The organism is Bradyrhizobium sp. B117, assembly GCF_038969555.1.
Classification (GTDB): domain Bacteria; phylum Pseudomonadota; class Alphaproteobacteria; order Rhizobiales; family Xanthobacteraceae; genus Bradyrhizobium.
Genome location: NZ_CP152414.1, coordinates 3,286,090 through 3,300,415, shown reverse-complemented (window position 1 = coordinate 3,300,415; position 14,326 = coordinate 3,286,090). Strand labels below are relative to the sequence as shown.

General features: G+C 64.4%; 12 protein-coding genes. 10 read left to right on the top strand and 2 right to left on the bottom strand.

All coding sequences use genetic code 11. From position 1 onward, the window contains the following. Nucleotides 1-301 precede the first annotated feature (301 nt). The 6 genes from AAFG16_RS16175 to AAFG16_RS16150 are packed head-to-tail and all read left to right on the top strand — an operon-like array spanning nt 302 to nt 6,172. Nucleotides 302-1,414 carry a BMP family ABC transporter substrate-binding protein gene (locus AAFG16_RS16175; protein ID WP_342739774.1) on the top strand — a complete coding sequence of 371 codons (1,113 nt, stop codon included), beginning with the start codon at nt 302-304 and terminating at the stop codon, nt 1,412-1,414. Continuing rightward, complete coding sequence (locus AAFG16_RS16170) at nt 1,411-2,523, top strand: ABC transporter permease (RefSeq protein WP_342739773.1); 1,113 nt, start codon at nt 1,411-1,413, stop codon at nt 2,521-2,523. Before AAFG16_RS16175 ends, AAFG16_RS16170 begins: the two co-directional genes overlap by 4 nt. Continuing rightward, complete coding sequence (locus tag AAFG16_RS16165; protein WP_283085412.1) at nt 2,523-3,449, top strand: ABC transporter permease; 927 nt, start codon at nt 2,523-2,525, stop codon at nt 3,447-3,449. Before AAFG16_RS16170 ends, AAFG16_RS16165 begins: the two co-directional genes overlap by 1 nt. Before the next feature lie 11 nt (nt 3,450-3,460). Beyond that, nucleotides 3,461-4,144 carry an isochorismatase family cysteine hydrolase gene (locus AAFG16_RS16160; protein ID WP_283085411.1) on the top strand — a complete coding sequence of 228 codons (684 nt, stop codon included), beginning with the start codon at nt 3,461-3,463 and terminating at the stop codon, nt 4,142-4,144. Continuing rightward, complete coding sequence (locus tag AAFG16_RS16155; protein ID WP_342739772.1) at nt 4,141-5,673, top strand: ABC transporter ATP-binding protein; 1,533 nt, start codon at nt 4,141-4,143, stop codon at nt 5,671-5,673. Before AAFG16_RS16160 ends, AAFG16_RS16155 begins: the two co-directional genes overlap by 4 nt. 13 nt (nt 5,674-5,686) lie before the next feature. Further along, a complete protein-coding gene (locus AAFG16_RS16150; protein ID WP_342739771.1) occupies nt 5,687-6,172 on the top strand; it encodes a nucleoside deaminase in 486 nt (161 codons plus the stop codon). Between the two features lie 187 nt (nt 6,173-6,359). Here the strand turns inward: AAFG16_RS16150 and AAFG16_RS16145 are convergent, their stop codons facing one another. After that, the gene (locus AAFG16_RS16145) at nt 6,360-7,469 is read right to left on the bottom strand and encodes a hypothetical protein (protein ID WP_283085408.1); all 1,110 of its coding nucleotides are present in this window, start codon (nt 7,467-7,469) and stop codon (nt 6,360-6,362) included. 570 nt (nt 7,470-8,039) lie between these two features. Here AAFG16_RS16145 and AAFG16_RS16140 point away from each other — a divergent pair. The 4 genes from AAFG16_RS16140 (at nt 8,040) to AAFG16_RS16125 (ending at nt 12,743) form a co-directional block, all read left to right on the top strand. Continuing rightward, on the top strand, nt 8,040-9,611 hold the full coding sequence (locus AAFG16_RS16140; protein ID WP_342739770.1) for an ABC transporter ATP-binding protein: 1,572 nt from the start codon (nt 8,040-8,042) through the stop codon (nt 9,609-9,611). Beyond that, the gene (locus tag AAFG16_RS16135; RefSeq protein WP_283085406.1) at nt 9,595-10,686 is read left to right on the top strand and encodes an ABC transporter permease; all 1,092 of its coding nucleotides are present in this window, start codon (nt 9,595-9,597) and stop codon (nt 10,684-10,686) included. Before AAFG16_RS16140 ends, AAFG16_RS16135 begins: the two co-directional genes overlap by 17 nt. Continuing rightward, the gene (locus AAFG16_RS16130; protein ID WP_283085405.1) at nt 10,673-11,590 is read left to right on the top strand and encodes an ABC transporter permease; all 918 of its coding nucleotides are present in this window, start codon (nt 10,673-10,675) and stop codon (nt 11,588-11,590) included. The genes AAFG16_RS16135 and AAFG16_RS16130 overlap by 14 nt, the downstream gene beginning before the upstream one ends. Nucleotides 11,591-11,666: 76 nt before the next feature. Then, nucleotides 11,667-12,743, top strand: a complete 1,077-nt coding sequence (locus AAFG16_RS16125; protein ID WP_342739769.1) for a BMP family ABC transporter substrate-binding protein — start codon at nt 11,667-11,669, stop codon at nt 12,741-12,743. A gap of 109 nt (nt 12,744-12,852) precedes the next feature. Here AAFG16_RS16125 and AAFG16_RS16120 read toward each other — a convergent pair whose 3' ends face one another. Further along, nucleotides 12,853-14,202, bottom strand: a complete 1,350-nt coding sequence (locus AAFG16_RS16120) for an 8-oxoguanine deaminase (protein ID WP_342739768.1) — start codon at nt 14,200-14,202, stop codon at nt 12,853-12,855. Nucleotides 14,203-14,326: the final 124 nt, after the last annotated feature.

Genomic DNA, 14,326 nt, shown 5'->3' with positions numbered 1-14,326 from the left:
GACGCCGTGGTTAGCATGAATGCGGCCGACCGGCAGACGGTCCGGCTCACATCTGCACATCGTGAGCGGGTTAATGCTGCTTAGCTCTCTTGCATACAATAAGGCTGCGCTGCTCACAAATTCATCTGCCGATTTCCTCGTCAGAATTTGCGTCAGACAAATAATTCATACTGATCAAAGTCTTATTTCAAATTGCCTATCTCCTAACCTCTGGCACGAAGCTTGCGACACCTCTCCCGGGCTCCGCCAGTCCGGCGCAGCCGCGAGATTGAAGGCGGCCAGCCGCCAAGGGGAGTGAGCAATGGATTCTGGCAGGATTTCACGACGTCATGTGTTGCAGGGCGGCGCGGCCCTCACCCTCGGCGCTGCAGCGGGCCTCCGTCCGACCTTCGCGGCCGAGACCACCATCGGCTTCATCTATGTCGGCTCGCGCGACGACTACGGCTACAATCAGGCTCACGCGCAGGGCGCCGCGGCGCTGAAGAAAATTCCGGGCCTCAAGGTCATCGAGGAAGAGAAGGTGCCGGAGACCGACGCGGTTGAGAAGACGATCGAGTCCATGATCAATCTCGACGGCGCGACCCTGCTCTTCCCGACCTCGTTCGGTTACTACAATCCGCACATGATCAAGATGGCCGCCAAATACCCGAAGCTGCGCTTCGAGCACTGCGGCGGCCTGTGGAGCGACAAGGACCCGAAGAACGCCGGCAGCTATTTCGGCTACATCGACGAGGCCCAGTACATCTCGGGCATCGTCGCCGGCCTGACATCGAAGAGCGGCAAGCTCGGCTTCGTCGCGGCCAAACCGATCCCGCAAGTGCTGCGCAACATCAACGCCTTTGCGCTCGGCGCCAAGTCCGTCAATCCGAAGGCGACGACGCAGGTGATCTTCACCGGCGACTGGTCGATGCCGGTCAAGGAGGCCGAAGCCACCAACAGCCTGATCGACCAGGGCGTGGACGTGCTCACCTGCCACGTCGATGGACCCAAGACCATGGTCGAGAACGCCGCACGCCGCGGCGCCTCCGTCTGCGGTTATCACACCAACCAGTCGGCGCTGGCACCCAAGGCCTATCTCACCGGCGCCGAGTGGAACTGGGAGGCGCTTTATCCGAAGTTCGTCAAGATGATCGCCTCCGGCGAAGGCATCCCGAATTTCTACCGCGGGGGCCTGAAGGAAGAAATCGTGAAGGTCTCGCCCTATGGCGAAGCCGTGTCGACCGAGGCGCGCAAGGCGGCCGATGAGGCCAAGGCAAAATTCCTGTCTGCAGACGGCTTTGCCATCTTCAAGGGCGGCCTCGTCGACAACAAGGGCAAGACGGTTATCCCAGCCGGCACCGATCGCGGCCAGAAGGATCCTGAACTGGAGAAGATGGACTATCTGGTCGAAGGCGTGATCGGAGCGACTTCGTGACCACGGAAGCCGCGGATTCTGCAGAAGCAGTCGGGGCAATCGCCCCGGCCGCCGATCCCGGCTTTCCCCAGCGCTACGGCGCGAGCATCGAATACGTCCTGATCCCGGGCGCGGCGCTGGCCGGCGCACTCGTGGTGTTCGGCATCTTCGTGGCGATGTTCGGCAAGAACCCGCTCGATCTCTATTTCTACATGTACTACGGCGCATTCGGCACCTGGTTCTCTTGGCAGAACACGCTGACGCGCGCAGCGCCCCTGATCCTCACCGCACTCTGCACCGCACTGCCCGCGCAGCTCGGCATGGTCATCATCGGCGGCGAAGGCGCGCTTTTGATCGGCGCGCTTTCGGCGACGAGCGCCGCGCTCGCGCTCCAGGGCATGCCGCCGCTGGTCGTGCAGATCGCCATGGTCATCGCAGGCGTAGTCGGCGGTGGTCTGTGGATCACGCTGTCAGGTGCACTGCGACAGTATCGCGGGGTCAACGAAACCATTTCGAGCCTGCTGCTGGTCTACATCGCGCTCGCGATCCTCAACCATCTCGTCGAAAGCGTGATGCGCGATCCCGCCAGCCTCAACAAGCCGTCCACCCGCGAGATCGGCGCCGCCAACATGATCGGCAGCATTCCCGGCACCGACGTACATTGGGGTCTCCTGTTCGGCCTGATCGCCGCGATCGGCGCCTATATCCTGATCTATCACACCGTGTTCGGCTTCGCGGCGCGCGTTGCCGGCGGCAACATCCGCGCCGCAAAAATCGTCGGTCTCGGCGTCAGCAAGCTGATCCTGACCATCTGCTTCCTCGCCGGCGGCGCCGCCGGCCTTGCCGGCATGGTCGAGGTCGCGGCCGTGCAGGGGCGCACCAATGCCAACCTTGCAGCGGGTTATGGCTTCACCGGCATTCTCGTTGCCTTCCTCGCGCGGCAAAATCCGCTCGCGATCATTCCCGTCGCAATCCTTCTCGGCGGCATCAGCGCCAGCGGCGGCCTGCTGCAGCGCCGGCTCGGCTTGCCCGACGCATCCGTTCTGGTGCTCCAGGGCATCATCTTCGTCTTCGTGCTCGCCAGTGATGCGCTCTACGGCCGCATCGGATTCCTGAAAGGCAAATCCTGATGGCAGACGGATCGATCGGACTGTGGACCGTGCCGCTCGCCGTGCTTGGCGGCGCCATTCGCGTCTCGACGCCCTTCCTGTTCGTGAGCCTGGGGGAATGCATCACCGAACGATCCGGCCGCATCAATCTCGGCCTCGAAGGCACACTGGTGATGGGCGCGATGAGCGCTTATGGCATCTCCTATCTCACGGGATCGCCGTGGCTAGGGGTGCTCGCTGCCGGCATCACCGGCGCACTTCTCGGCGCGCTTCACGCCGGCATCTGCTCGCTGCCCCGCGTCAATGACGTCGCGGTCGGCATCGCCTTGATGCTGTTCGGCACCGGCCTTGCGTTCTATCTCGGCAAGCCACTGATCGAGCCGACCGCGCCGCGCCTGCCCGCGATCGATTTCGGCTGGTGGAGTGACATCCCGCAGGTGCGCGCCGCGCTGCAGGTCAACGTGCTGTTCCTGATCGGCGTCGCGCTGGCGCCAATCCTCTATTGGGCCTTCCGCACCACGCGCTGGGGCCTTCTCATCCGCACCGCAGGTGAAAGCTCGGATGCCGCGCGTGCGATGGGCCATTCCGTGCTCTTGATCCGCCTGCGCGCAACCATGGTCGGCGGCTTCCTCGCCGGCATCGGCGGCTCGTTCCTGTCGCTGTTCTATCCCGGTAGTTGGAACGAGGGCCTGTCCTCGGGCCAGGGCATCACCGCGGTCGCACTCGTCATCTTCGCCCGCTGGGACCCCCTGCTCTGCTTGTGGGCCTCGCTCGCTTTCGGCGGCGCCGCGGCGCTGGGACCGGCGCTGCAATCGGTCGGCGTGACCTCCGGCTATCACCTCTTCAACGCCGCGCCCTACATTTTGACGCTGGCGATCATGATCATCACCTGCTCGCCGAAACGCACGCTGACCGGAGCCCCGGCCGAATTGTCGATCACTCGCTAGGAAGCGAAATCATGCCCGAGCGCTACATCAAGTCCGAGCCCTATGCCTGGCCCTACAACGGCGATCTCCGCCCCCAAAACACCGCGCTCATCATCATCGACATGCAGACCGATTTCTGCGGCGTCGGCGGCTACGTCGACAAGATGGGCTACGACCTCTCGCTGACGCGGGCGCCGATCGAGCCGATCAAGAGGCTGCTCAGCGTCATGCGCGCCCAAGGCTTCCACATCATCCATACCCGCGAAGGCCACCGACCCGACCTCTCCGACCTGCCCGCCAACAAGCGCTGGCGCTCGCGCCAGATCGGCGCCGGCATCGGCGATCCCGGCCCCTGCGGCCGCATCCTGGTGCGCGGTGAGCCCGGCTGGGACATCATCGAAGAGCTGAGTCCCCTGCTAGGCGAGCCCATCATCGACAAGCCCGGCAAGGGCTCGTTCTGCGCCACCGACCTCGAATTGATCCTGCGCGTCCGCGGCATCGAGAACATCGTGCTCACAGGCATCACCACCGACGTCTGCGTCCACACCACCATGCGCGAGGCCAACGACCGCGGCTTCGAATGCGTGCTGCTGCACGATTGCTGCGGCGCGACCGACAAGAGCAACCACGATCACGCCCTGAAGATGATCAAGATGCAGGGCGGCGTGTTCGGCGCGGTTTCGACCTCCGACGCCTTCATCGGAGCGATTTCGTGATCATCGGCGAAACGCCACCTCCGGCGGGCGCCTTCGGCGTCGACGCCATCGCCATGACCATGCGCTTCGGCGACTTCCTGGCGCTGGACAATGTCGAGCTGAAGGTGCGGCCGGGCTCGTTCCACGCCCTGCTCGGTGAGAACGGCGCGGGCAAGTCCACGCTCGTCAAATGCATCATGGGCTATTACCATGCCACCGAAGGCGACATCCTCGTTGGCGGCCGCGAGCAGGCGATCGCCAACCCGAAGGACGCCCATGCGCTCGGCCTCGGCATGGTCTACCAGCATTTTACGCTGGTACCGGCCATGACGGTCGCGGAAAATCTCGTGCTGGCCCGCGATGATGTGCCCGCCGTGGTGAACTGGCCGAAGGAGATGAAGGAGCTCGAGGCGTTCCTTGCCCGGATGCCCTTCAAGGTCCCGCTCGGCGCGAAGGTTTCCGACATCTCCGCCGGCGAGCGGCAGAAGTGCGAGATCCTCAAGCAGCTCTATCTGAAGCGCCGCTTCCTGATCCTGGACGAGCCGACCTCGGTGCTGACGCCGGCCGAGGCCGACGAGGTGCTCGGCATGCTTCGCGACATGGTCGTCAAGGGCGAGCTGACGATCCTGATGATCACGCACAAGTTCCGCGAGGTCATGGCCTTCGCCGACGAGGTTACGATCCTGCGCCGTGGCAAGCTGGCCGGCTCCGGCAAGGTTTCAGAGCTGACGCCCGACGCAATGGCGCGCACGATGATTGGCGCCGAGGAGCTGACCGTGCAGCCGCCGCGTACCGGCGAGGTCGGCAAGGCGCGCCTTGAGCTGGACAAGCTCCGCGCGCTGGACGATGCCGGCGCCATGGCCGTGCATGACGTCTCCCTCACCGTCCGCGCCGGCGAGATCGTCGGCATCGCCGGGGTCTCCGGCAACGGCCAACGGCAGCTGGTCGAGGTGCTGGCCGGCCAGCGCGAAGCCGAGAGCGGCGAGGTCCGCGTCGCGGGCGATCCATACCACGCCAGCCGCGAGGAGATGCGGCGCCACAAGATGTCGCTGCTGCCCGAGGAACCGCTCAAGAACGCCTGCGTCGGCGGCATGAGCGTCGCCGACAACATCGCCTTCCGAGAGTTCGACCGTGCGCCCTTTGCCAGCGGCGGCTGGTGGCTCAACCGCGGCGCCTTCCGCGACGACGCGAAGAGGAAAATCGGCCAGTACAAGATCAAGACCCGCACACCGGAGACGCCGATTTCGGCGCTATCAGGCGGCAACGTCCAGCGCGCCGTGCTCGCCCGCGAGCTTGCGGGCGACGTCGAGGTGCTGATCGCGGCCAATCCCTGCTTCGGCCTCGACTTCGCAGCCGTGGCGCAGATCCATGCCGAGATCATGGCCGCGCGCAACCGTGGCGCGGCGGTGCTGCTGGTCAGCGAGGATCTCGACGAACTGCTCGAACTCTCCGACCGGCTGGTGGTGATGTTCCACGGCGAATTCGTGTATGAAGCACGGACCAGCGAGGCCGATCTTACGGTGGTCGGCCGGCACATGGCGGGGCATTGAGCACGGGACAGCGATGAGCGGCGCAGCCGAACGCGACGAACAGTTCTTACGCCTGTCCTTCGCGGTCGCCCGCCGGTCGCGCACCCATGGCAATCATCCCTTCGGCTGCGTGGTCGTTGACGCCGACGGCAAGGTCCTGATCGAAGCCGAGAACGGCTACATGCCGGACCATGATGGCACCGCGCATGCCGAGCGTCTCGCCGCCACCCAGGCCTGCCGCTCGCTCAGCCGCGAGGTCCTCGCCAAGGCCACGCTCTATTCCTCCGCCGAGCCCTGCGCGATGTGTGCCGGCGCGATCTACTGGGCCGGCATCGGCCGCCTCGTCTACGGCCTCAGCGAGCACCGTCTGCGCGGCATCACCGGCAACCATCCGGAGAACCCCACGCTCGACCTGCCCTGCCGCGAGGTCTTTGCTAGTGGTCAGAGGGCAACCGAGGTCGTCGGCCCGCTGCTCGAGGATGAAGCCGCAGCGCTGCACGACGGCGTCTGGACAAAGTAGCTATTCCAGCAATCGGAACCGTAGGGTGGGCAAAGGCGCCCTTGCGCCGTGCCCCCCATCAGCAGGCATGGAAGCAGAAGTGGTGGGCACGCTTCGCTTTGCCCACCCTATGGCAGCGGTTCTTTTCGCAAACACGAATGACGCCGCGCATCTCTACGCGGCGTCATTCGATCTCGAAATCCCTCGATCAGAACTTCACGGTGATACCGGAGTAGAGCGAGGACTCGGTGCAGGAGCCGGTGCTCACCTTCGTGCCACCGACGAAGGTGGTGCAAGCAAAGGCATTGTTGTGATCGAGGCCGAACTTGTTCTGCCAGTAACGATAGGCCACCCAGACATCGACGAAGTGCGAGTACTTGTCGCCCCAGATCGCCTTCGAGGCATCCATTGTCAGACGGATCGGCTCCGAGTTGAACTCAACCTTAGTCGGATAGACGTTGTTGGCGACACTGGCCGGAAGCGGCTCGGTGTCCGTTCCCTTCTTGCCGTACCACGCGGCACGGCCGCTGATCGAGAAATACTGCATGTTCGGCGGCAGGAAGCCGAGGTCCATGTAGTAGTTGGTTTCGATCGCCCAGGTCGGCTTGAACGAGGTGTTGCCGTCGGTCAGACACGGAGCGGAGAAGCCGGCCCCGCACTGCGAGAAGGAGTTGTGGTTGGAGAACTCCCAGTAAACCAGCGGCGCGACGTTGAAGTAGCCCTTGTAGGGCAGGTCGAAGGCGAACTGCAGACCGCCGACGACGTCGCGCTTGGCAGCGCCGAAATACCGGTTCTCCGTGTTGGCATCCATGCCAACCTCGAACGAGATGTTATGCAGCGGGCCTTGCGTGAATGCCTTGGTGTTGAAGAGCTCGTTCCAGCCGAAAGTGGAACGGAACAGGCCGTAGATCTCGGTCGCGCCGGCGCAGCTCGCCGGTGTGAACGCGAAGCCCGCCGCCGGCGAAACGATGCCCCCGGTTTGCGTGCAGGGACCGGCCGGATCGTTGTGGTCCGACTTGAACATCGAGATGGTGAAAAAGTTGGTGCCGTAAGCCCAGAGGTCGAAGTGGGTGAAGGAGTAGACCTGCTTGGTGGTCTTGGCGTTGATCACACCGTTGGTGTTGGTGAACGCGCCAGGCTGCGAGGCATTGAAGATGTAGGAGAAGGTGACTCGGTCGTCGATCACCAGGAAGAACGGCAGGTCGGCCGCCTTCTTGGCCGCCTTGACCGGCAGGTCCGCCGCGAGAGCCCGGCCACCGGTGGCCAGCATAGCAAGTGACAGCGCCGTTGCTGCAATTGCCCTAGAACGAAACGACATCCTGAATACCCCCAAGTTTGTGCACGTAAAAATCAACGCCCTTGGGTGCGACACTTGCGCCGATCTTTCGGAGTGAGAAGCCTCAACTTTTTTCAGCGCATGCCGCTTGTTTCGGCAGCGGACAGCAATTTCCTACGAGCTTTGGCGCTTGTTGTGCTTCGCCGCTGATTGCGGGCAGCAGCGCGACGTCCGACCCGCGCCACACATTCCTGCCTGATATTGTCAGGCTTTAGCGAATTTCTGAAAATTGGAATACGATCGCGCACGACCGCTGTCGAGCCGGCCGAGAATTGCATACGCGTGCTGGCGCGAATTTGCGCAACTTCACCTCACCCCTGCACAGCGGGTTCCGATTTGGCGTAGACCGTCACAAATTTGCAACAGGCTGCCTGCGGGCGCCAACCGTCTTGAGGTCGATCGGAGATGATGGGGCCTGGCGAGGCTGGCGACTCGCGAGGCCGAACCGCCTGCCGAAGCGTTGAGCAAGGGATGACGCTTTTTCGCATCTTACGCAGCGCCACAAACTAGCCCACAATTGAGGCACTCCATCCCATGCAAGCCCATCAGCGAATGTTGGATCCGACGCCTACCAGCCCGCATTCCGGCGAGCCCCCTCTGCTCCAGACGATCGGGCTCACCAAGCGCTATGGCGATTTCCTCGCCAACGATTCCATCGACATCGAGATCTGGCCGAAGCAGATCCATGCCCTGCTGGGCGAGAACGGTGCCGGCAAATCGACGCTGGTCAAGGCGATCTACGGATTGATCCAGCCCAGCGCCGGCGAGATTCGCTGGCGGGGCGAACGACTCGTGCTGTCCGGCCCTTCGGAAGCCCGCAGCCGCGGCATCGGCATGGTGTTCCAGCACTTCTCGCTGTTCGACAATCTCACGGTCGCCGAGAACGTCGCGCTCGGCCTCGACGGCAGGGAATCCTTCAAGGACATGTCGGCGCGATTGGAGGAGGTGTCGAAGACCTACGGCCTGCCGCTCGATCCCAAACGCGAGGTCTGGCAATTGTCGGTCGGCGAACGCCAGCGCATCGAGATCGTCCGAGCGCTGATGCAGGACCCGCAATTCCTGATCCTGGACGAGCCTACCGCGGTGCTGACACCGCAGGAGGCTGACCAGCTCTTCATCGTACTGGAGCGGCTCAAGGCGGAAGGCCGCGCCATCCTCTACATCAGCCACAAGCTCGAGGAGGTGAAGCGGCTCTGCGACACCGCCACGATCCTGCGCGGCGGCAGGAAGGTCGAGACCTGCAATCCCAGGCTCGAGACCGCCGCCTCGCTCGCGCGCATGATGGTCGGCGGCGAGATCAAGCAGGTGAAGGCGCCCGCGGGCCGGAAGACCACCGTGCCGCGGCTCGTCGTCAACGATCTCTCGCTCGCCCCAGGCGAGGCGCACGGTGTGCGGCTCGAGCACATCTCGTTCGAGCTGAAGGGCGGCGAGATCCTCGGCATCGCCGGCGTCGCCGGCAACGGCCAGGACGAGCTGTTCGCCGCGCTGTCCGGCGAACGCCTGTCGAAGGACCCGGGGACGGTGGTGATCGAAGGCATCGCCGCCGGTCACCTCTCGATCACGCAGCGGCGCAAGCTCGGCGCCGCCTTCGTGCCCGAGGAGCGGCTCGGCCACGGCACCGCGCCACGCATGAAACTGTCGGAGAACGCGCTGCTCACCGGGCATGCCGCCAGTGGCATGGTCCATCACGGCTTCATCGACACCGCGGCCACGCTGAACACCGTCGATCGCGCGACGGAGACGTTTGACGTCCGCAAGGCCAAGCGCGATCCCGAGGCCGCGAGCCTCTCCGGCGGCAATCTGCAAAAGTTCATCGTCGGACGCGAGATCCTGCGCAACCCGGCGGTGCTGGTGGTGAGCCAGCCGACCTGGGGTGTCGACGCCGGCGCGGCCGCCGTGATCCGCCAGGCGCTGCTTGATCTCGCGACCGCAGGCGCCGCCGTGCTCGTGACCAGCCAGGATCTCGACGAGCTCGCGGAGATCGCCGACCGCATCGCCGTGATGTTCCATGGCCGGCTCTCCGCGCCGCTTGCCACCAGCGAAGCAACCCGCGAAAAGCTCGGCCTTCTCATGGGCGGCAGCAGCCTCGAGCCGAAGGAGGCCGCGCATGCAGCTGGTGCTTGAGAAGCGCTCCGAGCGGTCCAACACGATCGCGCTGGTCTCGCCGTTGATCGCGATCGGGCTGACGATCGCAACCATGGTCATCCTGTTTGCGATCCTCGGCAAGAATCCGCTGCTCGCCCTGCACGCCTATTTCATCGCGCCGCTCACCGACGGCTATTCGCTTCAGGAGATCGCGGTGAAGGCGACGCCGCTGGTGATGATCGCAATCGGGCTGTCGCTCTGCTATCTCGCCAATGCCTGGAACATCGGCGCCGAAGGTCAATTCCTGATCGGTGCCGTCGCCGGAAGCTGGATCGCCGTGAAGACACAGGGCACCGACGCGGGAGCCTGGGTATTGCCGGCCATGCTCGTGCTCGCAGCCGGCGCAGGCGCGCTGTATGCGCTGATCCCGGCGATCTGCAAGGTCAAGTTCGGCGCCAGTGAGATCCTGACCAGCCTGATGCTGGTCTATGTCGCCGATCTCCTCCTCGACTATCTCGTGCGCGGCCCCTGGCGCGATCCGCACGGCTTCAATTTCCCGACCACCGCCGAGTTCGATCCGGTCGCGACCGTTCCGCTGCTGATTGAAGGCGGCCGCCTGCACCTCGGCTCGATCATCGCCCTGCTCGTCGTCGCGGCTGCCGCGATCCTGCTCGGGCGCACCATCAAGGGTTTCGAAATTCGCGTCGTGGGTGCCGCGCCCCGCGCTGCCCGGTTCGGCGGGTTCAACGCCAACCAGCTGGTCATCCTGACCTTCGCAGTCTCGGGCGCGCTGGCGGGGCTTGCCGGCATCATCGAGGTCGCCGGTCCCGTCGGGCATCTCCAGCCCGGCATCTCGCCCGGCTACGGCTTTACCGCGATCATCGTCGCCTTCCTCGGCCGGCTGAACCCGCTTGGAATATTAATTGCAGGCCTTTTCCTCGCGCTGACCTTTATCGGCGGCGAGCAGGCACAGATCGCGATGAAGATCCCGTTGGATGTCACCAAGGTTTTCCAGGGCATTTTGCTGTTCTACGTGCTCGCCTGCGATTCCCTCATCCTCTACCGCTTCAAGCTGGTCTTCCCGAACCGACAGGTGGCCCGTGGAGCTGGTTGAAGCCATCATCCTCTCGGTGCTCGCCGCATCGACGCCGCTGCTGATCGCGGCGACCGGCGAGCTCGTGACCGAGCGCTCCGGCGTGCTCAATCTCGGCGTCGAGGGCATGATGATCGTCGGCGCGGCCTGCGGCTTTGCCGGCGCTTGGCTGACCGGGTCGATTCTGGTCGGCGCACTGTTCGGCATCGTTGCGGGCACGCTGATGTCGCTGATCTTCGCGCTGATGGCGCTCGGACTCGCGGTCAACCAGGTCGCGACGGGACTGGCATTGACCATCCTCGGCATCGGACTCTCCGGCCTGATCGGCGCCGGCTTCGTCGGCGAGCGCATCACGCCGGCCGCGCATCTGCATCTTCCCGGCCTCAGCGACATTCCGCTCATCGGCCGCGTGCTGTTCGGCGAGGACGCCTTCGTCTATTTCTCCATCGCGCTCATCATCGGCGTCTGGTGGTTCCTGTATCGCACGCGGGCGGGATTGATCCTGCGCGCCTGTGGCGACAATCACGTCTCGGCACATGCGCTCGGCTATCCGGTGCTGCGCATTCGCACCTTCGCCGTGATGTTCGGCGGCGCCTGCGCAGGTCTTGCCGGCGCCTATCTGCCGCTCGCCTACACCCCGTTCTTCATTCCCGGCATGACCGCGGGCCGCGGCTGGATCGCGCTGGCGCTGGTCGTGTTCTCGTCCTGGCGGCCGGGCCGGCTCGTCATCGGCGCTTATCTGTTCGGCGCGGTGACGATCCTGCAACTGCATGCGCAGGGCTGGGGCGTCGGCATTCCCTCGCAGTTCATGTCGGCGCTGCCATACCTTGCAACCGTCATCGTCCTGGTTCTGTTGTCCCGCGCGCGCACCGGCGGCTCGACCGCGCCGGCCGCGCTCGGCACAGTGTTCGTGCCTGACCGCTGATGTTTTTTCCGCGAGGTGCGCGATGGGGCGCGCATGTTGCGGATCGTGGCTTTCCCCTGATGTTTGGAGATCGATGATGAGGAAATCACTTCTTGCGCTGGCTGCCGGACTGTTGCTTGCCGGAAGCGTCAGCGCGGCCTCCGCCGCCGACAAGCTGAAAGTCGGCTTCATCTATCTGGGTCCGATCGGTGACTTAGGGTGGACCTACCAGCACGAGCTGGCACGCCAGGCGCTGGTGAAGGAGCTCGGCGACAAGATCGAGACCACCTATCTGGAGAACGTGCCCGAAGGCCCCGACGCCGAGCGCGCCATCGAGCAGCTCGTCCGCGCCGGCAACAAGCTGATCTTCACGACGTCGTTCGGCTACATGGACCCGACGCTGAAGGTCGCCAAGAAATATCCGAACGTGCATTTCGAGCACGCCACCGGCTACAAGCGCAACCCGAACATGTCGACCTACTCGGCCAAATGGTATCAGGGCCGCTACATCCAGGGCCTGATCGCGGCCAAGATGTCGAAGTCGGGCGTGCTCGGCTATATCGGCTCGTTCCCGATTCCGGAGGTCGTCTCCGGCATCAATGCGACGATCCTGGCGGCGCAGACCATCAACCCGAACATCAAGGTCAAGGTCATCTGGGCCAACACCTGGTTCGATCCGGGCAAGGAGGCCGATGCCGCCAAGGCGCTGATCGATCAGGGCGCCGACGTGATCATGCAGCACACGGATTCGCCAGCGGCGATGCAGATTGCCAGCGAACGCGGCAAGCTCGCCTTCGGGCAGGATTCCGAGATGATCAAGTTCGGTCCCAAGACCCAGCTGACCTCGATCCTGGATACCTGGGGCCCCTACTACATCGAGCGTGTCAAGGCCGAGCTCGCCGGAACCTGGAAGTCCGAGGACAGCTGGGGCGGCCTCGACAGCCACATGTTCGCGATGGCGCCTTACACCAACATGCCTGACGACGTGAAGAAAATGGCCGAGGATGCCCAGACCGCGATCACCGCGGGCAAGCTGCACCCGTTCAAGTGCCCGGTCGTTGGGCAGGACGGCAAGCCGATCGAGTGCAAAGGCGGCGATCACCTCGACGACGGCCAGATCCTCGGCATGAATTTCTATGTGAAGGGCATCGACGACAAGCTGCCGGGCAAGTAGCACGCTTCTTGCATTGACTAAATCACCTGCTCCTCCCGGAGGAGGTTCGGAGGGGGTGGCCAGAAGCACCCGGCACTTGTGGTCGCCCCCTCCATCTATTCTGCCTCGATCATCCCGCCTGCATGGCCCGCGCCGCCGAACTGTGGCGGCGGATGAGATCGGCGACATCAAGGCCCGGGATCGCCCCGTCGACCACCGCCCATTGTCCCGCCACCATGACCCGGTCGGTGCGATGCGCTCCGCACAGCACCAGCGCGGCCAAGGGATCGCCGTGGCCCGAGAAGCGTAATTCGTCGAGCTTGAACAGCGCCAGATCCGCGGCCTTGCCGACAGCGATCTCTCCGAGTTCCGGCCGGCCGACGCAGGCCGCCGAGCCCCTTGTGGCCCAGCGCAGCGCATCCTTGTGGCTGACCTTGCTCACGCCATAGCGGGCGCGTTGCAGCAGGAACGCCGCGCGCACCTCCTGCATCAGATTCGATCCGTCGTTCGAGGCCGAACCGTCGACACCGAGTCCGATCTGGACACCGGCTTCCTCCATGTCGCACACGGGACAGCAGCCGGAGGCCAGGATCTGGTTGCTGCACGCGCAGTGACTGATGGTCGTCCTGGCCTTGCCGAGCCGCTTCATCTCCGCGTCATTGAAAAAGATTCCATGGGCGAGCCATGTGCGCGCATTGAGCCAGCCGCATTGCTCGAGATAGTCGAGCGGACGGCAGCCATACATCTGCTGGCAGAACTTGTTCTCGTCCTCGGTCTCGGCGAGATGGGTGTGCAGGCGCACGTCGAGCTTGTCCGCGAGATCGGCGGTCGCGCGCATCAGCGAGGTCGTCACCGAGAACGGCGAACATGGCGCCAGCGCAATCTGCACCATCGCATCCGCGCCGCGCTGATGATGTTTTGCGACCACGCGGGCGCTGTCGGCCAGAATCGTATCCTCGTCCTGCACGACGCTGTCAGGCGGCAGGCCGCCGTCGCGCTGCGACAGGTTCATCGAGCCGCGCGTCAGCAACACGCGCATCCCGAGCCGCGTCGCGACGCCGACTTCGATATCGACGGCGTCTTCCAGGCCGGCCGGAAACACATAGTGATGATCTGTCGTCGTGGTGCAGCCGGACAGCAGCAATTCGGACATCGCCACGGTGACGCCGAGCTCGAGCCGCTCCGGCGTCAGCTTCGCCCACACCGGATAGAGCGCCTTGAGCCAGGGAAACAGCTCTCGGTCCATCGCCGCCGGCAGCGCCCGCGTCAGCGTCTGATAGAAATGATGATGCGTGTTGATCAACCCCGGCAGCACGACATGCTCGCCCGCCTCGAACACCACGACGTCGGCCGTCGCCGGCGCGCCGCCGGTGGGGACGAGCTCGACGATCCGGCCATCCCTCACCACGATCCCGCGCTCGGCGCCGTCGGCGAGGATAGCGAGGGGATCCCTGACCCAGATCGGCTTTGCGTCGCTCATGATCTCACCTCTCCTCACATTCGCGCGACGGGCCCCCAATCGGCCAAGTGCCCAAACGCCGTTCTGCCGCGACTTGTTTGTTGCGACTTGGCTCCGGTCTTGCAAGACTCATCCCACGATTCAT